General features: G+C 71.4%; 24 protein-coding genes. 10 read left to right on the forward strand and 14 right to left on the reverse strand.

Features of this window, described 5'->3' with window-relative positions:
- Nucleotides 1–78 precede the first annotated feature (78 nt).
- On the forward strand, nucleotides 79–1,056 hold the full coding sequence (gene rarD, locus GA0115234_RS20105; RefSeq protein WP_093543600.1) for an EamA family transporter RarD: 978 nt from the start codon (nucleotides 79–81) through the stop codon (nucleotides 1,054–1,056).
- A gap of 69 nt (nucleotides 1,057–1,125) precedes the next feature.
- Entirely contained in the window at nucleotides 1,126–2,697 is a 1,572-nt protein-coding gene (locus GA0115234_RS20110) for an FAD-dependent monooxygenase (RefSeq protein WP_093543602.1), read from the forward strand.
- Nucleotides 2,698–2,768: 71 nt separating this feature from the next.
- On the opposite strand, the gene GA0115234_RS20115 is transcribed toward GA0115234_RS20110, so the two are convergent.
- From GA0115234_RS20115 to GA0115234_RS44355, 3 genes are read right to left on the reverse strand one after another with little or no spacing between them, the layout of a single operon-like run.
- Nucleotides 2,769–3,164: a hypothetical protein gene (locus GA0115234_RS20115; RefSeq protein ID WP_093543603.1), complete on the reverse strand. Its 396-nt coding sequence runs from the start codon at nucleotides 3,162–3,164 to the stop codon at nucleotides 2,769–2,771.
- On the reverse strand, nucleotides 3,161–3,421 hold the full coding sequence (locus GA0115234_RS20120) for a DUF7848 domain-containing protein (RefSeq protein WP_093543605.1): 261 nt from the start codon (nucleotides 3,419–3,421) through the stop codon (nucleotides 3,161–3,163). Before GA0115234_RS20120 ends, GA0115234_RS20115 begins: the two co-directional genes overlap by 4 nt.
- Nucleotides 3,418–3,624 (reverse strand): hypothetical protein, encoded by a 207-nt coding sequence (locus tag GA0115234_RS44355; RefSeq protein ID WP_237541568.1) that lies wholly within the window; start codon nucleotides 3,622–3,624, stop codon nucleotides 3,418–3,420. The genes GA0115234_RS20120 and GA0115234_RS44355 overlap by 4 nt, the downstream gene beginning before the upstream one ends.
- On the opposite strand from GA0115234_RS44355, the gene GA0115234_RS20125 reads away from it, so the two are divergent.
- Together GA0115234_RS20125 and GA0115234_RS20130 are read left to right on the forward strand one after the other, a co-directional pair.
- A complete protein-coding gene (locus tag GA0115234_RS20125; RefSeq protein WP_093543713.1) occupies nucleotides 3,572–4,561 on the forward strand; it encodes a transcriptional regulator in 990 nt (329 codons plus the stop codon). The two genes, GA0115234_RS44355 and GA0115234_RS20125, sit on opposite strands and share 53 nt — an antisense overlap.
- Nucleotides 4,562–4,703: 142 nt before the next feature.
- Nucleotides 4,704–5,258, forward strand: a complete 555-nt coding sequence (locus tag GA0115234_RS20130) for a hypothetical protein (RefSeq protein ID WP_093543607.1) — start codon at nucleotides 4,704–4,706, stop codon at nucleotides 5,256–5,258.
- 57 nt (nucleotides 5,259–5,315) lie between these two features.
- On the opposite strand, the gene GA0115234_RS20135 is transcribed toward GA0115234_RS20130, so the two are convergent.
- A complete protein-coding gene (locus tag GA0115234_RS20135) occupies nucleotides 5,316–5,705 on the reverse strand; it encodes a VOC family protein (RefSeq protein ID WP_093543608.1) in 390 nt (129 codons plus the stop codon).
- A gap of 44 nt (nucleotides 5,706–5,749) precedes the next feature.
- Nucleotides 5,750–6,679 carry a nitroreductase/quinone reductase family protein gene (locus tag GA0115234_RS20140; protein ID WP_093543610.1) on the reverse strand — a complete coding sequence of 310 codons (930 nt, stop codon included), beginning with the start codon at nucleotides 6,677–6,679 and terminating at the stop codon, nucleotides 5,750–5,752.
- Between the two features lie 292 nt (nucleotides 6,680–6,971).
- Between GA0115234_RS20140 and GA0115234_RS20145 the strand changes: the two genes are divergently transcribed.
- Complete coding sequence (locus tag GA0115234_RS20145; protein WP_093543611.1) at nucleotides 6,972–7,778, forward strand: HAD family hydrolase; 807 nt, start codon at nucleotides 6,972–6,974, stop codon at nucleotides 7,776–7,778.
- Between the two features lie 25 nt (nucleotides 7,779–7,803).
- Here the strand turns inward: GA0115234_RS20145 and GA0115234_RS20150 are convergent, their stop codons facing one another.
- The 6 genes from GA0115234_RS20150 to GA0115234_RS20175 form a co-directional block, all read right to left on the reverse strand.
- Entirely contained in the window at nucleotides 7,804–8,250 is a 447-nt protein-coding gene (locus GA0115234_RS20150) for a hypothetical protein (protein WP_093543613.1), read from the reverse strand.
- Nucleotides 8,251–8,400: 150 nt separating this feature from the next.
- Complete coding sequence (locus tag GA0115234_RS20155) at nucleotides 8,401–8,994, reverse strand: TetR/AcrR family transcriptional regulator (RefSeq protein WP_093543614.1); 594 nt, start codon at nucleotides 8,992–8,994, stop codon at nucleotides 8,401–8,403.
- A 251-nt stretch (nucleotides 8,995–9,245) separates the two neighbouring features.
- Nucleotides 9,246–10,145 carry an ABC transporter permease gene (locus GA0115234_RS20160; RefSeq protein ID WP_093543616.1) on the reverse strand — a complete coding sequence of 300 codons (900 nt, stop codon included), beginning with the start codon at nucleotides 10,143–10,145 and terminating at the stop codon, nucleotides 9,246–9,248.
- A complete protein-coding gene (locus GA0115234_RS20165) occupies nucleotides 10,132–11,115 on the reverse strand; it encodes an ABC transporter ATP-binding protein (RefSeq protein ID WP_093543618.1) in 984 nt (327 codons plus the stop codon). The genes GA0115234_RS20160 and GA0115234_RS20165 overlap by 14 nt, the downstream gene beginning before the upstream one ends.
- Nucleotides 11,116–11,328: 213 nt before the next feature.
- Complete coding sequence (locus GA0115234_RS20170) at nucleotides 11,329–12,606, reverse strand: LolA family protein (RefSeq protein ID WP_093543620.1); 1,278 nt, start codon at nucleotides 12,604–12,606, stop codon at nucleotides 11,329–11,331.
- A 274-nt stretch (nucleotides 12,607–12,880) separates the two neighbouring features.
- Nucleotides 12,881–13,891 carry a polyprenyl synthetase family protein gene (locus tag GA0115234_RS20175; RefSeq protein WP_093543622.1) on the reverse strand — a complete coding sequence of 337 codons (1,011 nt, stop codon included), beginning with the start codon at nucleotides 13,889–13,891 and terminating at the stop codon, nucleotides 12,881–12,883.
- A gap of 156 nt (nucleotides 13,892–14,047) precedes the next feature.
- Between GA0115234_RS20175 and GA0115234_RS20180 the strand changes: the two genes are divergently transcribed.
- The 5 genes from GA0115234_RS20180 (at nucleotide 14,048) to GA0115234_RS20200 (ending at nucleotide 20,433) form a co-directional block, all read left to right on the forward strand.
- The gene (locus tag GA0115234_RS20180; RefSeq protein ID WP_093543625.1) at nucleotides 14,048–15,547 is read left to right on the forward strand and encodes a peptide MFS transporter; all 1,500 of its coding nucleotides are present in this window, start codon (nucleotides 14,048–14,050) and stop codon (nucleotides 15,545–15,547) included.
- A gap of 9 nt (nucleotides 15,548–15,556) precedes the next feature.
- Nucleotides 15,557–17,551, forward strand: a complete 1,995-nt coding sequence (locus tag GA0115234_RS20185) for a CocE/NonD family hydrolase (RefSeq protein WP_093543627.1) — start codon at nucleotides 15,557–15,559, stop codon at nucleotides 17,549–17,551.
- Between the two features lie 228 nt (nucleotides 17,552–17,779).
- Entirely contained in the window at nucleotides 17,780–19,009 is a 1,230-nt protein-coding gene (gene fahA / locus GA0115234_RS20190; protein WP_093543629.1) for a fumarylacetoacetase, read from the forward strand.
- Complete coding sequence (locus GA0115234_RS20195) at nucleotides 19,006–19,692, forward strand: GOLPH3/VPS74 family protein (RefSeq protein ID WP_093543631.1); 687 nt, start codon at nucleotides 19,006–19,008, stop codon at nucleotides 19,690–19,692. The genes fahA and GA0115234_RS20195 overlap by 4 nt, the downstream gene beginning before the upstream one ends.
- Nucleotides 19,693–19,812: 120 nt before the next feature.
- Entirely contained in the window at nucleotides 19,813–20,433 is a 621-nt protein-coding gene (locus GA0115234_RS20200; RefSeq protein ID WP_093543633.1) for a Uma2 family endonuclease, read from the forward strand.
- 28 nt (nucleotides 20,434–20,461) lie between these two features.
- On the opposite strand, the gene recQ is transcribed toward GA0115234_RS20200, so the two are convergent.
- The 3 genes from recQ to GA0115234_RS20215 all read right to left on the reverse strand — a co-directional run bounded on the left by recQ (nucleotide 20,462) and on the right by GA0115234_RS20215 (nucleotide 25,824).
- Nucleotides 20,462–22,453, reverse strand: coding sequence for a DNA helicase RecQ (recQ, locus tag GA0115234_RS20205; RefSeq protein WP_370804536.1), 1,992 nt, complete (start codon nucleotides 22,451–22,453; stop codon nucleotides 20,462–20,464).
- Between the two features lie 138 nt (nucleotides 22,454–22,591).
- Nucleotides 22,592–24,256 (reverse strand): NADH-quinone oxidoreductase subunit NuoN, encoded by a 1,665-nt coding sequence (nuoN, locus tag GA0115234_RS20210; RefSeq protein WP_176729219.1) that lies wholly within the window; start codon nucleotides 24,254–24,256, stop codon nucleotides 22,592–22,594.
- Nucleotides 24,253–25,824: an NADH-quinone oxidoreductase subunit M gene (locus tag GA0115234_RS20215; RefSeq protein WP_093543637.1), complete on the reverse strand. Its 1,572-nt coding sequence runs from the start codon at nucleotides 25,822–25,824 to the stop codon at nucleotides 24,253–24,255. The genes nuoN and GA0115234_RS20215 overlap by 4 nt, the downstream gene beginning before the upstream one ends.
- Nucleotides 25,825–25,827 lie beyond the last annotated feature (3 nt).

Consider the following 25,827-nt stretch of genomic DNA (forward strand, 5'->3'; position numbering starts at 1 on the left):
TATCGCGATACGGGTATGACATGGGGCCCTTCCCGGCGCTACCTTCGTGCAGTTGACGCAGACACGCCGGGAGGGCCCGTGAAGGGGATCAACGAACAGCGGGCGGGACTCCTGTCCGGCATCGGCGCCTACGGTCTGTGGGGGCTCGTCCCGCTCTTCTGGCCGCTGCTGAAGCCGGCCGGCGCGATCGAGATCCTCGCCCACCGCATGGCCTGGTCCCTCGGTTTCGTCGCCCTCGCGCTGCTGGTGCTGCGCCGCTGGTCCTGGATCGGCGAGCTGATCCGGCAGCCGAAGAAGCTCGGCCTGATATCGGTGGCCGCGGCCACGATCACGGTCAACTGGGGCCTGTACATCTGGTCCGTGAACAACGGCCATGTCGTCGAGGCCTCGCTCGGCTACTTCATCAACCCGCTGGTCACCATCGCCATGGGCGTCCTGCTCCTGGGCGAACGGCTGCGCCCCGTGCAGTGGGTCGCGGTCGGCACGGGCCTCGCGGCGGTGCTCGTGCTGGCGATCGGCTACGGGCGTCCGCCGTGGATCTCACTGACCCTGGCGTTCTCCTTCGCGACCTACGGGCTGATGAAGAAGAAGGTCAACATGGGCGGCCTGGAGTCGCTCACCGCCGAGACCGCCGTGATGTTCCTGCCCGCGCTCGGCTATCTGCTGTGGCTGGGCGCCCGGGGCGAGTCCACGTTCACCTCCGAGGGCACCGGCCACGCGGCGCTGCTGGCCTCGGCGGGCCTCGTCACGGCCGTCCCGCTCATCCTGTTCGGGGCGGCGGCGATCCGGGTGCCGCTCTCCACCCTGGGCCTGCTCCAGTACCTGGCACCGGTCTTCCAGTTCGTCCTGGGCATCCTCTACTTCCACGAAGCGATGCCGCCGGAGCGGTGGGCCGGGTTCGCCCTGGTGTGGCTGGCCCTCACCCTGCTGACGTGGGACGCGTTCCGGACGGCGCGGCGGACCCGGATCCAGGTGCGCGAGGCGCGCCGGTCGGCGCGGCGGGCGCCGCACCCGAATCCGCCGGCCGACGAGCCCGCCCCCTCGGCGCAACTTTAGTTACCTGGTTGCTTTTTTAACTCGGTTGCGTTTTCCTGGACCTCCACGGACCACGACCGAGGAGCCCGCATGCCCCCGACCGCAGCCACCCCCACACCGACTTCCCCCGTCCCCGTACTGATCGTCGGCTCCGGCCCGACGGGCCTGACCCTCGCCTGCGACCTGGCACGGCGCTCCGTCGGCGTACGGATCATCGACAAGTCCCCCGAGTTCCCGCGCAGCTCCCGGGCCAAAGGCCCCAACCCCCGCTCCCTGGAGGTGCTGGAGGACCTGGGCGTCGTCGACCGGGTGCTGGCCGCGGGGTCGGCACCGCTGCGCATGCGCAAGTACCGCGACGGGCTGCCGGTCGCCGAGGCCGACCCGTTCGCGTCCTCGCACCCGACGCCGGACGTCCCGTACGACCGGGGCGCGCTGCTGGCCCAGTGGCAGCTGGAGGCGATCCTGCGCGACCGCCTGGCGGAGTACGGCGTCCACGTGGAGCTCGGCTCCGAGGCGGTCGGCCTGTCGCAGGACCCCGAGTCCGTGACCGTCGCCCTCGCCGACGGCCGGAGCATCGGGGCGCGGTACGTGGTGGGCTGCGACGGCGGCCACAGCCCGGTGCGCAAGATGCTGGGCGTCACGTTCGAGGGGAAGACGACCGAGGAGCAGGCGATGGTCTGCGGGGACGTGGAGGTGGACGGCCTCGACCGCGGCGTCTGGCACCAGTGGTTCGACGAGGACGGGGCCGTGATGCTGTGCCCGATCCCGGGTACGCGCACGGGCTGGTGGTTCCAGGCCGGGCCGGAGCGGGACGCGGCGGGAGCCCCCGTGCCCCCGTCCCTGGAGAGCTTCCGGCGCCTGTTCGCCAAGCACACCCGCCTCCCGGCGGACCTCCTGAAGCGGGCCACCCTGCTGTCCACGTACCGGGTCAACGAGCGGATGGCCGACCGCTACCGGGTGGGCCGCGTGCTGCTGGCCGGGGACGCCGCGCATGTGCACTCCGTCGCCGGCGGGCTGGGCATGAACACCGGCATCCAGGACGCGTTCAACCTGGGCTGGAAGCTCGCCCGGGTCGCCGAGGGCCGCTCGGACCAGCGACTGCTGGACACCTACGAGGAGGAGCGGCTGCCCGTGGCCTCCTGGACGCTGGACATCACCGCCGACCGGCTGCGGGCCACCCTGGAAGCGATCCGGCAGCCGGGCGGCGGCCTGGATTCGGCGGTCTCCGGCGACACGGCGGGCCTCGGCCTCGGCTACCACTGGAGCTCCCTCTCCCCCACCGGCTCCACCCCCCGGCTCCGGGCGGGCGACCGCGCCCCCGACGCCCCCTGCCACGACACCGCGACGGGCGCACCGGTCCGCCTGTTCGAGGCGTTCGCGGGCCCGCACTTCACCCTCCTGGGCTTCGGCCCGGACACGGCCGAGGCACTCCGCGCGACGGAAGCGGCGTACGGCTCCACGGTGCGGGCGTACGGCGTGGACGCGGGCGCCCCGCGCGACCTGACCGACGACGCGGGCCACGCCCGCACGGCGTACGGCGCCGACCCGGCCACCGCCCTCCTCGTCCTGGTCCGCCCCGACAACCACGTGGCCCTGATCACCCCGGCCACGCGGAGCAAGGTGATCGCCGACTACCTCGACGGCCTGGGCACCATGGCCTGACGGCGGGGAGCCCGGCCGAACGGGGGCGGTCCGGAGTGCCCCGCACCTGGCGTCGACCTGTTCCCACCCCGCTACCCGCGTGCGGACCGTACGGACCGTACGGACAGCGTGTACGTGCGGTCCACGTCCGGGACGACGACGAGCAGCGGGGCGCCGGTCTTGATGTGTGCGCGGGCGGCGCGTTGGCTCTCGCGGTCCTCGTACCAGGCGCGGAGATCCCCGGAGTGGCCGAGGGCCGGATCGGCCGACGAGCGTATGAACGGCCGCACCCACACCAGGCGTTGCGGATCGGGCTCCAGCCGGTCCACGATCCACAGCGCCTGACCGCCGAGCCACCGCAGCGCGAGGACGGGGGAAGCGGTCCGGAAGGTACCGAGGACGTACCGGGCCGTTTCGTCGAGGCCGCGCTCAGACTCTTCGGCGAGCGCCTCGCACCGGTAACCCACCGGCTCCGCCGACTCGTTCACGCCGGACCGTCCATCCACATCACCCACGGCCGCTCGACCGTCTCGGCGAAGCTCGCGTGGTCGGGATTGGCCCGCCAGTGACCCAACGCCCAGCCCTGCGCCTCACCGGGTTCGGCGCACGCCGCGGAGCACGCGCCGCACTCGTCGTCGTGGTCGTCCAGCGCGACGCAGCGGAACCGGTGAACGGTCCGGGGCGCGTCGGCCTCGGTGTCGGGCCGCAGCGTCCACTTGACGAAGCGGAACCTGCGCCCGGTCACAGGATGCGCCCCGCGCTCCGGGCGTCGCGCCGCGCGTTCTCGGCCCGCAACCGCTCCATGGGGCTTGCCACCCGCATGTTCACGGGCTCCGCCTCCCACTCGGCACCCCCGCAGACCGGCCGCAACGACCAGTACGGGCCGGCCACTGCGCTGTTCTCCGTCGCTCTGACCGTCCCCCAGTGGCCGGACGTGGTGGGGCGCATGGAGGCCGCGCAGTCGGGCACCCGTAGCCGCATCGGCATGTCCGACGTGCGCACGGTATCGGCCATGACGGAGCAACTCTCTTCGATGGATGACCAATTCGGGGGCCGAACAGCCCGCCCCCTCGCAGCGGCCTTCCTGGTGAACACCGTCGCTCCGTTCCTCAGGACGGACGGCCCCGAGGACGTGCGCAGAGCCATGATGTCCGCGGCTTCCGACCTCTGCTACCTCACCGGGTACATGGCGGTCGACGAGGGTCTGCACGGGCTCGCGCAGCGCTACTACGTGAAGGCCCTGGAGCTTGCCGGAGCGTCGGAGGACCACCTCACGTACTGCACGACGCTCCGAGGGATGAGCGTGCAGGCCGTGGACCTGGGGCAAGGGCCGGTGGCGATGCGGCTCGCGGACGCTGCGGCGGCTTCCTCGCCCCAGGCCGGTCCGCGCATGCGTGCCTTTCTCGTCGGCCAGCAGGCGCACGCGGCCGCACAGATCGGGGACCGGCGCTCCGCGCTCATGTACTTGCAGGAGGCCGAAGTCGCCATGGACAAAGCGGAGTCCCGGGGGAAGGCGTTCGGCTCGTACGCCCCCGCGTCACTCAGTTACCACACCAGCCAGGTCCGGTACGAAATGGGCGACGTGCAGGGCGCCGTTGCCGCCATGCAGGAGTCGGACAGGCTTCGACAGGGCATCTATCGGCGTACGCGCGTCAAGGAACGGGCGATCCTCGCGGAGCGGCAGCTGGCCGTGGGGCACCTCGAAGCCGCGTGCCGGACATGGGGGCTCGCGCTGGACGATTACCCGCTGGTCGACTCCGGGCGCATCGACAAGCGGATGACGGACATGTTCCACCTCATCCGCCCCCACATCAGGAACCATGACGCCCAGGCCCTGTACGAGCGTGCGCGGGAGACCGTTCGTCCCGGGCTTGTCCCCGCGTGACCGAAGCCTCGTCCCGGGCAGCATCCACGTCCCTGATCGAACCGCTACGAAAAGACGCCGTCCCCACCGGTCTCCGGCCCTGTGCTGTAATCCTCCGAACAACGCTGGGAAGAGAGCCGGCGGGGCGGAGTGGGGACGGGGCGTGGCTGATCGGGTGGGACGTGCTGCTGGGGTGCTCGCGATGGTGATGGCGGTGGCCCTGCCGCTGGCCGGTTGCGACGGTGACGACGCCACCGCCACCCACACCGGTAGGGGTGGCGGTGGCGGCAAGAAGTCCGTGGCAGGTGCGACCGAAGCCGCCCGGGTCTATCAGCGGGCCTCGCTGAAGCAGGACTGGAAAGCCGCCTGCGAGGCCAGGACCGAGCGTCTGCGGCGGAGTTGGGGCGCGGCCACCATCGCCGAGTGCGTCGAGATCACCCGTACGCCCCGGCTCCGGGACCGCTCCGACGCGCAGGTGAGCACCGGTGAGGCGGTCGAGGTCGAGGCCTTCGGTCCACACCCCGCCGGAATCGGACTGCGGGTGACCGTGACCGTCGAGCCGGGGACGGCGGAGCGCGGCATGAGCATGCACACCGCGCTGCGGCTCGTTCCCGGCGAACGGGGAACGTGGCTCGTCGATCAGGCGGTCAACCTCACCGATCCCGGGACCGGGACTCCGGACGGCGAGACCGTGCGCGCCACACTGCGCCGCAAGTGAACCGGGCCGCCCTCCGCGTCTTCGGTGGGCAACCCGGCACCCTGCGCACCCGGCCGGTCAGTCCCCCACCACGTCCTGCGGATACCAGCGCAGCTCGACGTTGTTGCCGTCCGGGTCCTGGACGTACACCGACTGCGCCTCGCCCCGGGCGCCGGAGCGGGAGACGGGGCCCTCCAGCACGGTGAAGGTGCCCGCGTCGATGACCTCCTGCCAGTCCAGCGGCTCGACGACCAGGCAGATGTGGTCGACGTTCGACTCATGGCGCGGCCCGCCCAACAGATCGATGATCGTCGTCGGGCTGACCCGCACCGACGGGAACGGGAACGTCCCCGCCCGCCACTCGTCCACCTTGATGGGCTCCAGACCGAGGGGACCGCAGTAGAACTCCAGGGACCGTTCGACGTCCTGGACGTTGAGCACCAGGTGATCGAAGTCCTTCACTTTCACTCGCGCTTGCACGGCACAGCCTTTCGGTCGGTCAGTCGGTCGGGTCAGGTCGGGTCGAGCGGTTGGGCCGGGGGTGCGGCCGGTGGCCAGGGGACATCGGCCAGCAGGGGCAGGAGCTGTTCCTCCTCGTAGTCGAGATGCGCGTTCAGTTCCGTGGACATCCTGTCCAGTTCGGTGCGGAAGCGCTCGGGGTCGGCGATGCCGATGTCCGCCAGCAGGGCCGCCAGTTCGCCCTGGATGCGGGCGACCGCGCGGTGTTCGGCGGCGAGCCGGGCGAAGGTGGCCGTCAGGTGCGGGTGGTAGCGGGCGATGCCGGGGAACAGGTGGGCGTCCTCGCTGGTGTGGTGGAACTCCAGGGCCTGGCAGAACGCCAGGCAGCGCTGCCTGATCTGGAGCCCGAGGCCCGGAGGAGGCGGGGCACCGGGGCTCCGGTGCGCGGCCCGTGCGGTGAAGTGGGTGTCCACCTCCGCCTTCACCTGGCGCAGCTGGCCCCTCAGCCAGGTGTGGACCTCCATGAGCTTTCCGGCGAGGGTGGTGATCTCGCGGGGCGCCTCCCAGCCCTCGGGCTCGGCGCGTTCCAGCGTCACGACCGGGAGGAGCCGGGTGGTCCGGGCCTGGTAGTCGGCGTAACCGGGGGCCGCCTTCACGGCGTGCGCGAAGAGTTCCTCGCGCCGCGCCCCCTGCGCGGGGACCGCGAGGGCCTGGAACGTACGGGTGCCGAGCTCCACCCGGACCACGGGGTGGGCGAGCAGGTTGTGGTACCAGGCGGGGTGGTGCGGGGCGCCGAGGTTGGAGCCGATGACCAGCAGCTCGTCGCCGTGGCGTACGTAGCCGAGGGGTGTCGTGGTCTCCGTCCCCGATCTCGCGCCGGTGGTGGTCAGCAGGAGGAGGTCGCCGCCCTCGAAGGGGCCGCCGACCTTCCCGCCGTTGGCGCGGAACTCCTCGATGACGGATTCATTGAAAGGTGTGGGCATGCGTTCTGTGTCTCCGTGAGAAACGGGTGAGCGCGATGCGCGGGCCCGTGACGGTGCACGGTGCCGGGGCATGCGGAGTGGAAGCGTGCGACCGGTGGTCGCGGCTGCGTCAGATGCAGGGCGCGGAGTGTGAACTCATGACGGGCCCCTCGGTGAAGGGTGTTCGCCCGAGCACCGGCCGGCCCACTGCTCTTTGGCCGGCGTCACGCGACACCGGGTTCATTACACGCATCCCGGCGGGGGCCTGTCAACGCGCGCCCGTCCGCGTTCCGGACGCTCTTAGTCTTGTGCCATGCCCAGCCCACCCGCACATGCCCTCGTCGCCACCGACCTGGACGGCACCCTGCTGCGCCGCGACGACACCGTGAGCCGCCGCACCCGCGCCGCGCTCGCCCTGGCCGCCCGCGCCGGGGCCCGGCACCTCGTGGTCACCGGGCGGACCGTGCCCGGGATACGCGGACTGCTCGCCGAACTGGGCTACCGGGGACCGGCGGTGTGCGGGCAGGGGACCCAGCTGTACGACGCCGGGTCCGGGCGGCTGGTGCACGCTCTCACCCTGGACCGGGAGGCGGCCGACACCGCGCTCGGCAAGATCGAGGCCCAGGTGGGGCCGGTCTTCGCGGCCGTGGACCAGGACGGGGCCGAGGGGCGGACCCTGATCGAGCCCGGATATCGGATGCCCCATCCGACGCTGCCCGCCCAACGGACCCGGCACCGCCACGAGTTGTGGGCCGCTCCCGTAGTGAAGGTGCTCGTCCGGCACCCGGAACTCGCGGACGACACGCTGGCCGAGGCGGCCCGTGACGCGGTCGGTGATCTCGCCACCGTCACCCACTCCGGCCCCGGCACGGTCGAGCTCCAGCCCTACGGCGTCAACAAGGGGACCGGGCTCGCGCTGGCCGCCGAGTACCTGGGCGTGGCCGCCGACTCCGCGATCGCCTTCGGGGACATGCCCAACGACCTGCCGATGTTCCGCACGTCCGGGTACGGCGTGGCCATGGCCAACGCCCATCCGCAGCTGCGGGCCGCAGCCGACGAGGTGACGTCGTCGAACGAGGACGACGGGGTCGCTCAGGTGCTGGAGCGGGTGTTCGGCTGACCCGTCCGTATCGATCGGCCCGGTGTCAGAGCGACATCAGGCAGTACAGGCGGTGCGGCTCGGGGTGGGCCCGTGCCTCCTCGGCCAGGTCCGCCAGTGTGTTCAGGAAGTCGGCCAGCTCGTGGGGCGGGGCGTCGCCGCCGAACTCTTCGATGCGCGACCAGGTTTCCGCCACTGCCGTGAACCCGCCGGGTCTCGCCCCGGCGAGCGCGTCGCGCAGCTCGTCCGTGAGCGTGACCAGCCAGCGGGACTCGTCCTCGGGGGAGCTGAGCAGCCGGTTGAAGCGCGGGAGCGCGGTGACGTCGTCGTACGGCGTGCCGGTGAGCAGGCTCTCGGCCTGGCCCAACTGCACATACGGGTCGATCCCCTTGACCGGGAGCATCGGGAGACCGGCCGCCTCGACCCCCTGGCCGAAGGCGGCCAGGGCCGTCGGGTCGTCCGGTGCGCTGAAGTAGTCGTACAGGTTTCCCATGCGTCGCATGCTCGCACGCCCCTCTGACAGTCGCCCCGGTCTCAGAGCCGTCCGGCAGTCGCCCGGTTTCGTGTCCGTCCGGCAGTCGCCCGGCATCGCGTCCGTCCGGCAGTCGCCCGGCATCGCGTCCGTCCGGCGGTCGCCCCGGTCTCACGGCTCCGGCGGTACGCCGATCGCCCGCAGCACATGGGCGACCAGTGCCGCGATCTCTCCCTCGTCCTGCATCGGCTTGCGCAGGACGTGGCGGTAGTACATCGGGGCGTACAGCATCTCCACGACCAGCGGAAGGTCGGCGTCCGGCGGGATCTGCCCCTGCTCCTGGGCCCGGCGCAGACGGGCGACCGCCTCGTCGCAGCGGGGGTCGACGAGCTTCGCCCGTACCGTCTGCGCGAGCGCGTCGTCGTGGTGCATCTCGGAAAGGATTCCGGCGTACGCGGGGCCGAAGGGCGGTGTGGAGACGAGCTTCGCCGCGCCCGTGAGGTTGGCCCGCAGGTCGGCGGCGATGTCACCGGTGTCGGCGAACGGTGTCGTGCCGACCAGCGCCTCGGTGAAGGCCTCCAGGATCACCGCACTCTTTGACGGCCACCAGCGGTAGATCGTCTTCTTGCTGACGCCCGCTCTGGCCGCGATGGCCTCGACCGTGACGCGGCCGTACCCCTTCTCCGTACACAGTTCGAGAGCGGCCTCCAGGGTCGCTTTCCGTGATCTCTCGCTGCGGCGCAGTGAACTCGGCGATGTGATCATTCGGTGAGCATATGCGTGTTTGAACCGGCCCTTGTTGACAGCCTGTCGCCAGAGGTCGAACAATACGCAGGCGGAAACGGAACGTGCCGTGTCGTATCGTTCCTGCACTCCGCACCGTTCGTGCCGTTCGTGCCGCGACGAGCCGATCGGGGGACGGCTCGCCGGGCCGACGGCGCGGGCGGGCCGTTGCGTTCCGTGCGTCAGGGAGTCCTCGGCGTCAGGGAATCCCGTGCGCCAGGAAGTCCCAGGCGTCAGGCGGTGATGTCCTTCGTCGTGAAACGGGCCCAGGCCGCCGAGCCGAAGACCGCCGCGTACACACCCTGAAGGCCCAGGTTCCTGACCACCTCGTCCCAGTAGACGGGGGCGCGCAGCAGGTCCGCGTACGACATCCAGTAGTGCGGGAAGAGATACGGGCGCAGCGCGCTCAACTGCGGGATGCCGTCCATGATCTGGACGGTGATCAGCAGCCCCACGGTGGCGGCCATGGCCGCGATGCCGCTGCCGGTGAGGGTCGAGACGAACAGGCCGATCGCCGCGAAGCCGGTCAGCGACGCCGCGACCACCACGGCGATCAGCCCGGCCCGCAGCAGCCCCTCGCCGAAGCCGATCCGCGTCCCCGAGATGGTGGTGACCTCGCCGAGAGGGAAGAGCAGCGCGCCCACGGCGAGCGCGGAGAGGGCCACCACCAGGGTCGCGACCAGGCAGAACACCAGCACCGAGGCGTACTTCGTCAGCAGCAGCCTGGTCCGGCCCGCCGGGGCGACCAGCAGATAGCGCAGCGTTCCCGCGCTCGCCTCGCCCGCGACCGAGTCGCCCGCGACGACCCCGACGGCCATCGGCAGGAAGACCGGGAGCGTCACGGCGAGGGCGGCGAAGACCAGGAAGAGGCCGTTGTTGGTGACCTGGGAGAGGAACGCGGGGCCTCCCCCGCCGCCGTCCGGTCCGGGCGAGGAGCCGTGGCCGGTCTCGATCCGCACCGCGATGCCGATCAGTACGGGCACGGCGGCCAGCACCCCGAGCAGCGCGAGGGTGCGCCAGCGGCGGAGGGTGGTGGTCAGCTCGGAGCGGAGGATTCCGAGGCTCCACAGCAGGCTTCGCCGCGGGCTCGGCGCCCTTTCCTCCCCCGCGACTGCGGCATCAGCCCGCGACATCGAAACCCTCCCCGGTGAGTGCGACGAAGGCGTCCTCCAGGGAGGCCCGCTGGACGCCGAAGGACCTCAGGCGTACGCCGGCGTGCACCAGCGCCGCGCTGAGGTCGGCGAGTTCGACGTCACCCGGCGGGGCCTCGGCGCTCACCCGGTCGCCGTCGACCTCGATCCCGGTGACGCCCAGTCCGCCCAGGATCCGGGCGGCGTCGCCCGGGTCGGGGGTGGTGACGGCCAGCCGGCCGCGGGCGCCCGCCGCGAGTTCGGCGACCGGGCCCTGGGTGATCAGCCGGCCCCTGGCCATCACCGCGGCGTGCGTGCAGACCTGCTCGATCTCGTCGAGGAGGTGCGAGGAGAGGAAGACGGTGGTGCCGTCCGCCGCCAGCTCCCTGACCAGGGTGCGGATCTCCCGCATGCCCTGCGGGTCCAGTCCGTTGGTCGGCTCGTCGAGGACGAGCAGGCGGCGCGGCTGGAGCAGCGCGGCGGCGAGGCCGAGGCGCTGCTTCATGCCGAGCGAGTAGGCCCTGGCCTTCTTCCCGGCCGCCGCGGCGAGCCCGACCCGGTCCAGGGCCTGTCCCACCCGGGCCCGGCGGGTCCGGGGGTCGGCGGTCGGGTCGGCGGAGTCGTAGCGCAGCAGATTGTCCCGGCCGCTCAGGAAGCCGTACGGCGCGGGCCCCTCGATCAGCGCGCCGACCTGCGGGAGCACGGTGCGGGCGGCGCCCGGCATGGGGTGGCCGAGGATTCGGGCGGTGCCGGACGTCGGGTCGATCAGGCCCATCAGCATCCGGATGGTGGTGGTCTTGCCCGAGCCGTTGGGGCCGAGGAATCCGAAGACGCTGCCGGCGGGGACGCCGAGGTCGAGGCCGTCGACGGCGAGCTGGCCGCCGCGGTACCGCTTGGTGAGGCCCCGGGTCTCGATCACGGCGCCCGGCTCGGTGACCGGCGCCGGTCCGGCGGCGGTCCCGGACTCTGTCATGCGTACTCCCCATGGGTCGCGCAGGGCCCGCCCTCGCCCGCCGGACGGGCCAGGGCCTGTCGTAGGACGGGCGCGGGCCTGTCGCAGGACGGACCGCCCCGCCGTACGGAGCGTACGGCGGGGCGGGTGAGCGGTGCGGGGCAGGCGGTGCGCACCGGAGCGCGGGGCACGCGGTGCGCCCGGAGCAGGAGGCGTCCGCGATGCGCCCCGGCGTCAGGAGGCGTCGTTCGCCGCCTCGACCAGCGCGTCCTTGGTGACCGCACCGACGTACACCTTGCCGTTCTCCGTCACCAGTGCGTTGATCAGGCGGGTCTTGAGGACCGTGCCCGAGCCGAACTTCCCGGAGACCTTGTCGCCCAGCGCGCCCAGGAACTGCTGGGCCTCGGCCGGGACGTCGCCCGACGCCTTCGAGGGGAGCCCGGCGGCGCCCGGGGTGGTGATCTCGGCGATGGCGCTCCAGCCCTCGCCGATGACCTTGGTGTCCTTGCCGCCCTGGCCACCGGCGCCCAGCCCCTCGGCGCCCAGTCCTTCGGCACCCGGGATCAGATCGCCGAGGCCCTTGTCGGCCCCGTGCTGCGCCTTCGCGTCGTCGGCCTCGGTCACCGAGGTGCCCTTGGGCGGGGTGAAGGTGAACGAGGAGGCGTCCGGCTTCGAGAAGTCGACCTTGGTGAATCCGGCGTCGACGATGGCCTTGCCGCCGGCGCTCGGGAGCAGCGTGAACTTCAGCGGCACGCCGTTCTCCGCGTCGACCGCGATCGTGGCCGAACCGATCGTGGAGCCGCTCTGCTTCGGCTTGACGACCAGCTTGTAGGCGTCGCGTCCGGCGACCTGCGCGGTGCCGTCGACCGTCACCGACGTGGTGGGTCCGGCGGCCTTCAGCACCTGCTCGGCGAGCGCCTTCGGGGTGGTGGGCACGCCCTCGGGAACCGGGTGCGCGGACTTCTTGCCGGCCTCCCGACCGGCGTCCTCGCCCGCCCGGTCCTCGGTGGCGTGGTAGGCCTCGTCGGACTTGCTGTCGTACGCCCAGACCTGATCGCCGTTGCGGATCAGGCTGTACTCGGCGGCGTCGTCCAGGATCGACACCCGCTGCTTGTCGGGGCCGTCGGCGGCCACCCGGAGGGTGTGCGTGCCGGAGGCCAGCTCCGTCATCCGCTCCTGCGGGTCGGCGCCCGAACCGCCCTTGCCGCCCGCGGCGCCGGAGGCGAAGGACTCGGCCAGGCCACCGAGCGACGGGATGCCGAGGTCCGTGCTGATCTTCACCGTGCCGGAGAGCTGCTCGGTGTCGGAAGCGGCGATCTTCTCGATGAGTTTCTGTGCGCTGATCTTCGGCAGATCGGGATCGCCGGAGCTCGCGAGCGCCGGGACCAGCCCGATCGTCGCGGCGGCCACCCCCGCCACCGCGACCGGGACGATGTAGCGCGCCGCCTTGCGGCGGCCCGCAGCGGTGCCCGTGGTCCCGCCGCTGGTCCCTGCGCTGTCGTTCGGTGCCATGTGTGCCCTACCTCCGTGGTCGGCGGCTTCCGTCCGGTTGCACTCGTCCACTCCGCGCCGCCATTCTCACCTGGTGTGGTCAGGAGTGGTTGTTCTCCATCTGACCAAACCGGCGGCACGGAAGCGTCAGCCCCCGGGAGCAACTCCGCGTACCTCTTCGGTATGACACCGTACGGCGATCGCCGCCCCGTCCAGTAGGGGACGCCCACGCGGGGTCGACGACGACGCGCGCCGGCACACGTGGGCCCACGCCGCGGGGAACGCCCCCACGGCGTCAGCCCGCGCGGTGCACCACCGCGTCGCACAGCTCCCGCAGCGCGGCCTTCGCATAGCCCTCGGGCAGCGGTGCCAGCGTGGCGCTCGCCTCCTGCGCGTACCGCACGGTGTCCCGCCTGGCCTGCTCCAGCGCCGGATGGGCGCGCAGCCTGCGCAGCGCCTCGGCGTGCCGGGCGTCGTCGGTGAGGTCGCCGTCGAGCAGCTCGACGAGCGCGAGGTCGTCCGGCTTCCTGTCGGCCGCCGCCTGCGCCCGCAGGTGGAGCACGGGGAGCGTCGGGATGCCCTCGCGCAGGTCGGTGCCGGGGGTCTTGCCGGACTCGTGGGAGTCGGAGGCGATGTCGAGTACGTCGTCGGCGAGCTGGAAGGCGACGCCGAGACGCTCCCCGTACTGGGTGAGGATGTCGACCGCCGACTCGTCCGCACCGGCCATCATCGCGCCGAAGCGGCAGGCCACGGCGATCAGCGAGCCGGTCTTGCCGCGCATCACTTCGAGGTAGTGCTCGACCGGGTCGCGGCCGTCGCCCGGTCCCGCGGTCTCCAGGATCTGGCCGGTGACCAGGCGCTCGAACGCCTCCGCCTGGATGCGTACGGCCTCCGGGCCGAGGTCGGCCAGTATGTGCGAGGCGCGGGCGAAGAGGAAGTCGCCGGTCAGCACGGCCACCGAGTTGCCCCAGCGGCTGTTGGCGCTGTCCACGCCGCGGCGCACGTCCGCCTCGTCCATCACGTCGTCGTGGTAGAGCGTCGCGAGGTGGGTCAGCTCGACGACCACGGCGGCGGGCACCACGCCCGGCGCGTCCGGATCGCCGAACTGGGCGGCCAGCATCGCCAGCAGTGGCCGGAAACGCTTGCCCCCGGCGCGTACGAGATGCTGCGCGGCCTCCGTGATGAAGGGCACGCCGCTCTTGGTGGCATCGAGCAGCCCGGACTCGACAGCAACCAACCCGGCCTGGACATCGGCCTCAAGTGCCTGGTCCCGCACGCTCAGCCCGAACGGCCCGACGACGGTCACGAGGGGATCTCCTGTCTGCTGACGATCACACGGAATGTCGATGTGTCGCTGTCATCACTCAAGTCAGCGTATCCGGTCCTCTTTGGATCACCGTGGGCGCCTTCCCGCCACCGCCGGTATGTTCGGGATCAGCTCATACGATCAGGAGTTCTCCCTTTGTCCCACACGGCCACCGACACCGAACCAAGTCAGCCGCCGCCCGAAGACGACCATGCCTTTTTCGGCCAGCCACGCGGGCTGATGACCCTGTCCGGCCTGGAGGTCTGGGAACGCTTCTCGTTCCTGGGCATGCAGGCGATCCTTGTCCTCTACTTCGCGGACACGGTCGCCCGCGGCGGGATGGGCATGGAGGCGGGGACCGCCGCGTCGGTCTCGGCCGCCTACGGCACCCTCGTCTATCTGGTCTCCGTGGCCGGCGGCTGGCTGGCCGACCGGATCCTCGGCTCGTACCGCGCCGTCCTGTACGGCGGAATTCTCATCGCCTGCGGGCATTACGCCATGGCGGTGCCCACCGACACCATGACCTGGGTCGGCCTCGGTCTGATCAGCGCCGGAACCGGTCTGCTCAAGCCCAATGTGGCGACCATGGTCGGCAAGCTCTACCGCACCGACGACGAGCGCCGCGACGCCGGATTCGCCCTCTATTACATGGGCATCAACATCGGGGCGTTCCTCGGCCCGCTGGTCACCGGCTGGCTCGGGGACCACGCGAGCTGGCACTGGGGCTTCTCGGCCGCCGCCTTCGGCATGACCCTCGGTCTGATCCAGTACGTGCTGGGCCGGCGTCACCTGGCCGGGCGAAAGCACAGCGCCGAATTCGCGCTGGCACCGGCACCCATGCGCCGCGCCATTCGGCTGATCGTGGTCGGCGCCGTCGTGGTCGCCGCCGTCGCCACCGCGCTCGCCCTCGCGGGCTGGCTGACCATGGACCGCTTCGTCGACCTGCTCACCCTGATCTCGGTGATCGCACCGGTCGTCTACTTCGTGGTGATGTTCCGCAGCCCCCGGGTCACCTCGGAGGAGCGCGGCAGGCTGCGCCCGTACGTGGTGCTGTTCCTGGCCTCCGTCGTCTTCAACTTCATCCTCTTCCAGGCGTACTCGACGATGATGCTGCTCGCGTCGACCAACGCCCGTACCGAGATCTTCGGCTTCCACTTCCCGGCGAGCTGGTACGCCTCCGCGCTCGGCGCCTTCGAGGTCGCGCTCGCCCCGGTGGTCGCCGCCGTCTGGGCCCGGATGGGCCCGCGCCAGCCGCACGCCTCCAACAAGATCGCGATCGGGGTGATCCTCGGCGGGCTGTCCTTCCTGCTGATGGTGCTGCCGACCTCCGGACACACCGGCGACACCTACAAGATGGCCGCCTGGTGGATCGTCGGCTCGTACCTGCTGCTCGGCCTCGGCGACATCCTGCTGGAGACCTCCGGCATGTCCGCGACCACCAAGCTCGCCCCGAAGGCGTTCGCCAGCCAGACGATGGCGCTCTGGTTCCTCTCGCTGGCCCTCGCCAACGGCATCCAGGCGCAAGTCGTGAAGCTGTACGGCGAGGTCTCCAACCCCGCCTACTTCGGTGTCAATGGCGCGATCGCGGTGGTGGCCGGTGTGGCCGTGATCGCCGCCGCCCCCTGGCTCAAGCGCACCATGCACCCCGTCCACTGAGGTACCACCATGCACATCCGCACCACGTTCCCGTACGAGACCACCCATGAGGACGTCCGCATCCCGCTGCCGGACGGCACCCGGCTGTACGCCCGGATCTGGCGGCCCGTCACCGATGAACCGGTGCCCGCGCTGCTCGAATACCTCCCCTACCGGCTGAGCGACTGGACGGCGCCGCGCGACTGGCAGCGCCACCCCTGGTACGCGGGCCACGGCTACGCCTCCGTCCGGGTGGACGTGCGCGGACACGGCAACAGCGAGGGGCTGCCGGGCGACGAGTACGACGCGACGGAGCTGGCCGACGGGGTCGCCGTCGTCCACTGGCTGGCGCGGCAGGAGTGGTGCTCCGGCCGGGTCGGCATGTTCGGCATCTCGTGGGGCGGCTTCAACTCGCTCCAGATCGCCGCGCTGGCCCCCGAACCGCTGAAGGCCGTCGTCACCGTCTGCTCGACCGACGACCGCTACGACAACGACGTCCACTACATGGGCGGCTCGGTCCTCGGCGTCGACATGCACGCCTGGGCGGCCACCATGCTGGCCTTCGTCTCCCGGCCGCCGGACCCGGCGCAGGTCGGCGAGGACTGGAAGGACATGTGGCTGAAGCGGCTGGAGACCGTCGAGCCCTTCATCCACACCTGGCTGGCGCACCAGACCCGCGACGACTACTGGAAGCACGGCAGCGTCTGCGAGGACTACTCCGCGATCCGGGCGAACGTCCTCGCGGTGGGCGGCTGGCACGACCCGTACCGCGACACCGTCCTGCGGCTCGTCGAGCACCTGCCGGCGGACCGGGTCCGCGGGCTGATCGGGCCGTGGTCGCACCAGTACCCCGACCGCGGTCTGCCGCCGGGGCCGTCGATCGGCTTCCTCCAGGAGACGCTGCGCTGGTGGGACCAGCATCTGAAGGACAGGGACACCGGTGTGATGTCCGAGCCGCTGCTCCGGACCTGGATCAGCGATTCGCACCGGCCCGCCACGGTGTACGAGACGCTGCCGGGCCGCTGGGTCGGTGAGAACAGCTGGCCGTCCCCGGACGTCACGCCGGTCGAGTACGCCCTCCAGGGCGGCCCGCAGATCGTCGACTCGCCGCAGCAGACGGGTCTGGACGCCGGGCGCTTCTTCCCGTTCGGCAACGACGCCGATCTGCCGCCCGACCAGCGCGACGAGGACGCCAAGTCGGTCTGCTTCGAATTCCCGGTCGAGGACGCCCCGATCGAGATCCTGGGCCGCCCCCGGGTGAAGCTGCGGATCCGGATGGACGTGCCGCGCGGCCAGGCGATCGCCCGGCTCTGCGACGTGGCACCGGACGGCTCCTCCACGCTGGTCACCCGGGGCGCGCTCAACCTCTCCGCCCGCGACGGCCGCGACCGCGCCGAGGACTGGCCGGTGGGCGCCACCGAGGAGGTGACCTTCGAGCTGAACGGCATCGGGCACACCTTCCCGCCCGGCCACCGGATCAGGCTCGCTGTCTCCTCCTCGTACTGGCCGTGGATCTGGCCGCAGGCCGGTTCGGTGGGCTTCGTCCTGGACGCCGACGGCAGCCTCGTCGAACTGCCGGTGCGCCGGTCCGCCGGGGGCCCCGCGATCCGGTTCGAGGAGCCGGAGCAGTCGGAGCCGCTCGGCGTCGTGTACCCGGTGACGCTCGACGAGCAGCGCCCGGAGCGGCTGGTGGTCCGCGATGTCGCCAAGGGCGAATGGCGGCTGGAGGTCGACCCGCGCTACGGCGGCACCCGGGTCTACCCGGACGGACTGGAGTTCACCGAGGACGCCCTGGAGACGTACACGATCCAGGAGGGCGACCCGCTCTCCGCGCGCACCCGCTCCGACTGGGCGATCCGGCTGCACCGGCCGGAGCTGGCGTGGGACGTACGGATCGAGACGCGCTCCGAGATCAGCGCGGACGACACCGACTTCATCACCTCCGACGAGGTGGTCTGCAAGGAGGGCGGCGAGGTCGTCTTCCACCGGACCTGGGAGAAGCGGATCCCGCGCACGGCGGGCTGAGAGAACCCGGCGGAGGGCCCGGCAGCAGGCCCGGCAGCACCGGCGCACGCGCCGACCACCGCTGACCACACGCCGACCGCCGCCGGGCCCTCCGCCCACCGCCGTGCCCCGCACACCCGGGGCACGGCGGAACTTTCCGGTCATCAGGGGCGGTTGGGACACTCCCGCGAAGAGGCGGCGCCGACGTAACGTGTCCCCCAAGCGACCTGGAAAGCGAGGCGGCAACACATGCCCGAGCAGAGCAGCCCGCTCGATCTGGCCGAGGGCGACCCCTTCGGTCCGCACAACCTTCCCTACGGAGTGTTCTCCACCCCCGACCACCCCGAGGACCGCCGGGTCGGCGTCCGCATCGGCAACCACGTGCTGGACGCCGGAGCCGCGGCGCACGCACTCGGCTCGCCCTACGCGCAACTCCTCGCGCAGCCCGACCTGACCGCGCTGCTGTCGGCGGGCCGCACCGCCTGGCGGGACGTCCGGCGCGCGCTGACCGCGTGGGTGACGGTCCCGGCACACCGCGCGGACATCGAACCGCTGCTCCACCCGGTCGACGCCGTGACGCTCCATCTGCCGTACGCGGTCGCGGACTACGTCGACTTCTACGCGAGCGAGAACCACGCCACCAACGTCGGAAAGATCTTCCGGCCGAACGCCGAGGCGCTGACGCCCAACTGGAAGCACCTCCCGATCGGTTACCACGGCCGGTCCGGCACCGTCGTCGTCTCGGGCACGGACGTGGTGCGCCCGTCCGGCCAGCGCAAGGCGCCCACCGACCCGGCCCCGGTCTTCGGCCCCTCCGTCAAGCTGGACATCGAGGCCGAGGTCGGCTTCGTCGTCGGTGTGGGCTCCGAGCAGGGCCGCCCGGTCCCGCTCGGCGGCTTCCGCGACCATGTCTTCGGGCTCTGCCTGCTCAACGACTGGTCGGCGCGGGACATCCAGGCCTGGGAGTACGTCCCGCTCGGCCCGTTCCTCGGCAAGTCCTTCGCCACCTCCGTATCGGCCTGGGTGACGCCGCTGGAGGCCCTGGAGGCGGCCCGCATCGCGCCCCCGGCCCGCGACTTCCCGCTGCTCCCCTATCTGGAGGACGCCGGTGAGGAGGAGGCCGGCGGTCTCGACCTGCGGATCTCCGTCGCGATCAACGGACAGGTGGTCGCCGAACCGCCGTTCGCCACGATGTACTGGACGGCGGCCCAGATGCTGGCCCAGATGACGGTGAACGGCGCGTCGCTGCGCACCGGCGATCTGTACGGCTCCGGCACGGTCAGCGGCGCCGAGCCCGGACAGCGCGGCTCCCTCCTGGAGCTGACCTGGAACGGCAGCGAGCCGCTGGACCTCCCGGACGGCAAGCGCACCTTCCTGGAGGACGGCGACACGGTGACGATGACCGCCTGGGCCCCGGGCCCGGACGGCACGAGGGTCGGCCTCGGCGAGGTCACTGGACGGATCGTCCCCGCGTCATGATGCCGACCGCCCCGGAGCTCACGCTCCCCGAGGAACTGCTGCTGCTCGCGCTGGACCCGCGGCGCGGCAAGCCGTACTGCTCCGGCCGTTCCCTGGAGTACGGAACGGCGGGCGCGGTCCTGCGGGAGCTGGAGCTCCAGGGCCGGGTCACCGGGCAGGGTGGCCGGATACGGGTACTGAACCCGCTCGCTCCCCCGGACCCGCTGCTCGCCCAGGTCCTGCGGAGCCTGTCGGCCCCGGGCACGGGCCGGCCCGGGGGCGACACCGACACCCGGCGGTGGGTCCGGCAGACCGGTCGGTACGTCCAGGAACTGTGCCTGGAACACCTGGTGCGCCGCTCGATCCTGCGCAGGGAGACCCACCGCTTCCTCGGCCTGCTGCCGTACCACCGGCACCCGGCGGCGGACCCGGCCCTGTCGCTCGCCGTCCGCGACCGCTTCACGGCCGCCGAGGCCGCCGGCTTCCCGGACCCGCGCAGCCGGACCCTGGCCGCCCTGGTCTCGGCGGTCGGCCTGTCGGGCACGGTGGCCAGGGGCGGTCTGCGCCAGCGTTGGGCGATGTACAACCTGGTGACCGAGGAGTGGACCGCGGAAGCGGTGCACCGGAACGTCCGCCAGGACCGGGCGAACCGGAACCGCAGAAGCCACCTCAGCAGCGGGGGCGGGTCCTCGGGGGGCGACTGACCGGGGCCGGGCGGGCCCCGGGAACCCGCTGGTCAGCGGTGCGCGAGGCGTTCACACGTTCGAGGGAGCCATGTCCCGTTCCCTGCGGATGCGCTGGAAAGTCCCGCGAGACTCTGCGTCATGGGAGCACTGACGAGCGTGGGACCCGAGGCCCCCGAGCCGCGGTGGGCGGTTCCGCCCGTGGGCGGCTGGACCGCCGATGACCTGGACACACTCCCCAATCTGCCTCCGCACACGGAGCTGATCGACGGAAGCCTTGTCTTCGTGAGTCCGCGGACCCTGTTCCACCTGCGAACGGTCGACTTCTTCAATTGGCAGTTGCAGGCGCTGGCACCACGCGAATTCGAGGTCGCACGCGAGTTCACCATCGACATCGACCGCTACAACCGGCCCGAGCCCGATGTGATCGTCGTGGACGGCAAGGTCATCCAGGACCCGAGCCAGACCCGCTTCCCCGCCGAATCCGTACAGCTGGCCATCGAGGTCGTTTCCCCGGAATCCCTGACCCGGGACCGGGAGACCAAGCCCGTGAAGTACGCGCGGGCGAAGATCCCGCACTACTGGCGGGTGGAGAACCACGACGACAGGGTGGTGGTCTATGTCTTCGAGCTGGAGCCGTCGGCCGGGGCCTACACCTCCACCGGGATCTTCCACGACCGGATGAAGGTCTCCGTCCCCTTCCCGGTCGATCTGGACCTCACCGCGATCACCCCACGCCGCCGGGCGGCGGACCCGCAGTAGGTCCGTCCGCCGCCCGGCCCCGTACCGCTCACTCGTACTCGGGCGGCTCCTCGTCCCAGCCGAACTCCGGGTCCGCTTCGGGGGCCGCCGGAGTCGCCGGGGCGGGGGCGGCCTCGCGGGCCGGGGCCGGTTCCGCGAGGGCCTTTGCGGGCGCCGCCTCCCCGAACGACGCCAGCACCTCCAGCACGCCCTCCCCGTACGTCGCCAGCTTCTTCTCGCCCAGGCCGCTGATCCCGCCCAGCGCGGACACCGAGTCCGGCCGCACCGTGGCGATCTCGCGCAGCGTCGCGTCATGGAAGATGACGTACGCCGGGAGGCCCAGCTCCTTCGCCTGGGCGCCCCGCCAGGCCCGCAGCGCCTCGAAGACCGGGACGGCCTCGGGGGCCAGCTCGGCGGCGGCCGTCTGCGACTTCGACTTGCGTTCGGCCTTGGTGGAGCGCGAGGCGGGCTTCGGCGCCTCCTTGCGCAGCAGCACCTCGCGCTGCCGGCCGAGCACCGAGCCGCTCTCCTCCGTGAGCACCAGCGTGCCGTACTCGCCCTCGACCGCGATCAGCCCCTGGGCGAGCAACTGGCGTACGACACCGCGCCATTCGGCCTCGGCCAGCTCCTCGCCGATGCCGAAGACCGAGAGCTGGTCGTGGTCGAACTGGATGACCTTGGCCGTCTTGCGGCCGAGCAGGATGTCGATGATCTGGCCCGCGCCGAACTTCTGCCCGCGCTCCCGCTTCAGCCGCACCACGGTCGACAGCAGCTTCTGCGCGGCCACCGTGCCGTCCCAGCTCTCGGGCGGGGTGAGGCAGGTGTCGCAGTTGCCGCAGTCCGCCGCGGTGGGCTCCTGGCCGAAGTACGTCAGCAGCTGGGCGCGGCGGCACCGGACCGTCTCGCAGAGGGCCAGCATCGAGTCGAGGTGGGAGGCCGCGCGGCGGCGGAACGCCTCGTCGCCCTCACCGCCCTGGATGAGCTTGCGCTGCTGGACGACGTCCTGGAGTCCGTACGCCATCCAGGCCGTGGACGGCAGTCCGTCACGGCCGGCGCGGCCGGTCTCCTGGTAGTAGCCCTCGACCGACTTCGGCAGGTCGAGGTGGGCGACGAAGCGTACGTCGGGCTTGTCGATGCCCATGCCGAAGGCGATGGTCGCGACGACGACCAGGCCCTCCTCGCGCAGGAACCGGGACTGGTGGACGGCGCGCGTGCCCGCGTCGAGCCCCGCGTGGTACGGGACGGCCTCGATGCCGTTGCGGCAGAGGTACTCGGCGGTCTTCTCCGTCGAGTTGCGCGAGAGGCAGTAGACGATGCCCGCGTCCCCGGCGTGCTCGTCCTTGAGGAAGGAGAGCAGCTGCTTCTTCGGGTCGGCCTTCGGCACGATCCGGTACTGGATGTTGGGCCGGTCGAAGCTGGCGACGAAGTGCTTGGCGTCGGGCATACCCAGACGCTGGGTGATCTCCTGGTGCGTGGCGCCGGTCGCGGTCGCCGTCAGGGCGATGCGCGGTACGTCGGGCCAGCGCTCGCCGAGGACGGAGAGGGTCAGATAGTCGGGGCGGAAGTCGTGGCCCCACTGGGCCACACAGTGCGCCTCGTCGATCGCGAAGACGGAGATCTCGCCACGCGAGAGCAGCGCGAGCGTGGAGTCCAGCCGGAGCCGCTCCGGGGCCAGGTAGAGGAGGTCGAGCTCACCGGCGAGGAACTGGGCCTCCATCGAGCGGCGCTCGTCGAAATCCTGTGTGGAGTTGACGAAGCCGGCCCGCACCCCGAGCGCCCGCAGCGCGTCCACCTGGTCCTGCATCAGGGCGATCAGAGGGGAGACGACGATGCCCGTACCCGCTCTGACCAGGGCCGGGATCTGGTAGCAGAGGGACTTGCCGCCACCGGTCGGCATGAGCACGACGGCGTCGCCACCGGCCACCACATGGTCGACGATCGCTTCCTGCTCGCCGCGGAACGCCTCGTACCCGAATACCTTGTGCAGCGTCCGCCGTGCGTCGCTCTCGGTCACATCCATGGTCCCGCCCGTCGTGCCCATCGCTCTGTCCCCCGGGTCCGTCCCGCTCTTTCCGCGTTGCCGCCGTCCCCTGCCACGATAGGCGCCGCCTACGACAACGCCGGACGGGCTTGACTTCTCAAGCCCGTCCGGCGCCGCTGCGGCGGTGTGCGGTGTGCGCTACCTCACGAATACTCCCGCCTGGCCGGCCAGGTCCAGGAAGTACTGCGGGGCCAGGCCCAGCACCAGCGTGACCGCGACACCGACCGCGATCGTCGTCATCGTCAGCGGGGACGGGACGGCGACCGTGGGGCCGTCCGCCTTGGGCTCGCTGAAGAACATCAGCACGATGACCCGGATGTAGAAGAACGCGGCGATCGCCGAGGAGATCACACCGACCACGACCAGTCCGCCCGCGCCGCCTTCCGCCGCGGCCTTGAAGACCGCGAACTTCCCGGCGAAGCCGGAGGTGAGCGGGATACCGGCGAAGGCCAGCAGGAACACCGCGAAGACCGCGGCGACCAGGGGCGAGCGGCGGCCGAGCCCGGCCCACTTCGACAGGTGCGTGGCCTCGCCGCCCGCGTCGCGCACCAGGGTGACGACGGCGAACGCGCCGACCGTCACGAAGGAGTACGCGCCCAGGTAGAAGAGGACCGACGAGATGCCGTCCGGGGTCGTCGCGATCACACCGGCGAGGATGAATCCGGCGTGGGCGATCGAGGAGTAGGCCAGCAGCCGCTTGATGTCGGTCTGGGTGATGGCGACGATCGCACCGCCCAGCATCGTGACGATCGCGACGGCCCACATCACCGGGCGCCAGTCCCAGGCGAGGCCCGGCAGCACCACGTACAGCAGGCGCAGCAGCGCGCCGAACGCGGCGACCTTGGTGGCCGCGGCCATGAAGCCGGTGACCGGGGTCGGGGCACCCTGGTAGACGTCCGGGGTCCACATGTGGAACGGGACGGCGCCGACCTTGAAGAGCAGGCCGGTCAGGATCATCGCGCCGCCGATCAGCAGCAGCGCGTCATTGCCCATGGTGTCGGCGAGCGCCGGGTCGATCTGGGTGACGGAGCCGTCGACCACGTGGGCGATGGCCGCGTACGAGACGGAACCCGCGTACCCGTAGAGCAGGGCGATCCCGAAGAGCAGGAACGCCGAGGAGAAGGCGCCGAGCAGGAAGTACTTGACCGCGGCCTCCTGCGACATCAGCCGCTTGCGGCGGGCGACGGCGCACAGGAGGTAGAGCGGGAGGGAGAAGACCTCCAGGGCCACGAAGAGCGTCAGCAGGTCGTTGGCGGCGGGGAAGACCAGCATCCCGGCCACCGAGAAGAGGACCAGCGGGAAGACCTCGGTGGTGGTGAATCCGGCCCTGACCGCGGCCTTCTCGCTGTCGCTGCCGGGGACCGAGGCGGCCTGGGCGGCGAAGGAGTCGACCTGGTTGCCGTGCGAGGCGGGGTCGAGCCGCCGCTCGGCGAAGGTGAAGACGGCGACCAGTGCGGTCAGCAGGATGGTGCCCTGCAGGAACAGCGTCGGGCCGTCGATCGCGATGGCGCCCATCGCGGCGATGTGCGCCTTCGTCGTGCCGTATCCGCCGGCCGCCAGTCCGACGACCGCGGCGAACGCGGCGGCCAGGGCGACGACCGCGAGGAAGACCTGCGTGTAGTAGCGGGCCCGGCGCGGCACGAAGGCCTCGACGAGTACGCCCACCACGGCGACACCGATCACAATGAGGACCGGGGTCAGCTGGGTGTACTCGATGACCGGCGCCTTGAACTTCTCGGCCGGGGCGGCCGATGCCATCCCGCCCGCCGTCGTCCACAGGCTGTGGACAGCTGTTGCGCTCACTTGGCGGCCTCCACCTCAGGCTGGGGGTCCTTCTTCTGGACGTCCGACATGGTGTGCTGCACCGCCGGGTTGACGATCTCGGTCAGCGGCTTCGGATAGACACCCAGGAAGAGCAGCAGCGCGATCAGCGGGAGGACCACCACCAGCTCCCGGACCTTGAGGTCCGCCATGCCCTGGACCTCGGCCTTCACCGGGCCCGTCATCGTCCGCTGGTAGAGGACGAGGACGTAGAGCGCGGCGAGCACGATGCCCGTCGTGGCGATGATGCCCGCCGCCGGATAGGCGCTGAACGCGCCGACCAGCACCAGGAACTCACTGACGAACGGGGCGAGTCCGGGCAGCGACAGGGTGGCCAGACCGCCGATCAGGAAGGTGCCGGCCAGGATCGGCGCCACCTTCTGCACCCCGCCGTAGTCGGCGATGAGCCGCGAGCCGCGCCGGGTGATCAGGAAGCCCGCCACCAGCATCAGCGCGGCGGTCGAGATGCCGTGGTTGACCATGTAGAGCGTGGCGCCGGACTGGCCCTGGCTGGTCATCGCGAAGATGCCCAGGATGATGAAGCCGAAGTGCGAGATCGACGCGTAGGCGATCAGGCGCTTGATGTCGCGCTGGCCGACGGCGAGCAGCGCCCCGTACACGATGCTGATCAGCGCCAGGACGATGATCACCGGCGTCGCCCACTTGCTTGCCTCCGGGAAGAGCTGGAGGCAGAAGCGGAGCATCGCGAAGGTGCCGACCTTGTCGACGACCGCGGTGATCAGGACGGCGACCGGGGAGGTCGCCTCGCCCATCGCGTTGGGCAGCCAGGTGTGCAGCGGCCACAGCGGGGCCTTCACCGCGAAGGCGAAGAAGAACCCGAGGAAGAGCCAGCGCTCGGTGCCGGTCGCCATGGAGAGCGAGCCGTTGGCGCGGGCCTCGGCGATCTCGGAGAGCGAGAACGTCCCCGCGACGACATAGAGCCCGATCACGGCGGCCAGCATGACGAGGCCGCCGACCAGGTTGTAGAGCAGGAACTTGACCGCGGCGTACGAGCGTTGTGCCGCCGCGTTCTCGTCGCTGCCCGTGTGGGCCCGGTCCCCGAAGCCGCCGATGAGGAAGTACATCGGGATGAGCATGGCTTCGAAGAGGATGTAGAAGAGGAAGACGTCGGTGGCCTCGAAGGAGAGGATCACCATCGCTTCCACCATCAGGATCAGGGCGAAGAAGCCCTGGGTGGGCCGCCAGCGGGACGACTTCGTCTCCAGGGGGTCGGCGTCGTGCCAGCCTGCCAGGATGACGAAGGGGATCAGCAGGGCGGTGAGCGCCATGAGCGCCACCCCGATGCCGTCCACGCCCAGTTCGTACCGGACACCGAAGTCCTTGATCCAGGCGTGCGATTCGGTGAGCTGGTAGCGGGCTCCGCCGGGCTCGAAGCGGGCGAGCGCGATGCCCGCCAGGACGAGGGTGGCCAGCGAGAAGATCAGCGCCAGCCATTTGGCGGCGGTGCGCCGGGCGGCCGGGACGGCGGCGGTGGCGACCGCTCCGATCGCCGGGAGCGCCGCGGTCGCTGTCAGGAGGGGAAAGGACATGGT

Source organism: Streptomyces sp. DvalAA-43 (assembly GCF_900091725.1).
GTDB lineage: Bacteria > Actinomycetota > Actinomycetes > Streptomycetales > Streptomycetaceae > Streptomyces > Streptomyces pulveraceus.

What these genes read in the sequence shown, in the direction of transcription:
- GA0115234_RS20110 (WP_093543602.1), top strand. Translation starts at nt 1,126, where the DNA reads ATGCCCCCGACCGCAGCCACCCCCACACCGACTTCCCCCGTCCCCGTA.
- GA0115234_RS44355 (WP_237541568.1), bottom strand. Translation starts at nt 3,624, where the DNA reads ATGCGCCCCACCACGTCCGGCCACTGGGGGACGGTCAGAGCGACGGAG.
- GA0115234_RS20140 (WP_093543610.1), bottom strand. Translation starts at nt 6,679, where the DNA reads ATGCCCACACCTTTCAATGAATCCGTCATCGAGGAGTTCCGCGCCAAC.
- GA0115234_RS20145 (WP_093543611.1), top strand. Translation starts at nt 6,972, where the DNA reads ATGCCCAGCCCACCCGCACATGCCCTCGTCGCCACCGACCTGGACGGC.
- GA0115234_RS20150 (WP_093543613.1), bottom strand. Translation starts at nt 8,250, where the DNA reads ATGGGAAACCTGTACGACTACTTCAGCGCACCGGACGACCCGACGGCC.
- GA0115234_RS20155 (WP_093543614.1), bottom strand. Translation starts at nt 8,994, where the DNA reads ATGATCACATCGCCGAGTTCACTGCGCCGCAGCGAGAGATCACGGAAA.
- GA0115234_RS20160 (WP_093543616.1), bottom strand. Translation starts at nt 10,145, where the DNA reads ATGTCGCGGGCTGATGCCGCAGTCGCGGGGGAGGAAAGGGCGCCGAGC.
- GA0115234_RS20165 (WP_093543618.1), bottom strand. Translation starts at nt 11,115, where the DNA reads ATGACAGAGTCCGGGACCGCCGCCGGACCGGCGCCGGTCACCGAGCCG.
- GA0115234_RS20170 (WP_093543620.1), bottom strand. Translation starts at nt 12,606, where the DNA reads ATGGCACCGAACGACAGCGCAGGGACCAGCGGCGGGACCACGGGCACC.
- GA0115234_RS20185 (WP_093543627.1), top strand. Translation starts at nt 15,557, where the DNA reads ATGCACATCCGCACCACGTTCCCGTACGAGACCACCCATGAGGACGTC.
- fahA (WP_093543629.1), top strand. Translation starts at nt 17,780, where the DNA reads ATGCCCGAGCAGAGCAGCCCGCTCGATCTGGCCGAGGGCGACCCCTTC.
- GA0115234_RS20195 (WP_093543631.1), top strand. Translation starts at nt 19,006, where the DNA reads ATGATGCCGACCGCCCCGGAGCTCACGCTCCCCGAGGAACTGCTGCTG.
- GA0115234_RS20200 (WP_093543633.1), top strand. Translation starts at nt 19,813, where the DNA reads ATGGGAGCACTGACGAGCGTGGGACCCGAGGCCCCCGAGCCGCGGTGG.
- recQ (WP_370804536.1), bottom strand. Translation starts at nt 22,453, where the DNA reads ATGGGCACGACGGGCGGGACCATGGATGTGACCGAGAGCGACGCACGG.
- GA0115234_RS20215 (WP_093543637.1), bottom strand. Translation starts at nt 25,824, where the DNA reads ATGTCCTTTCCCCTCCTGACAGCGACCGCGGCGCTCCCGGCGATCGGA.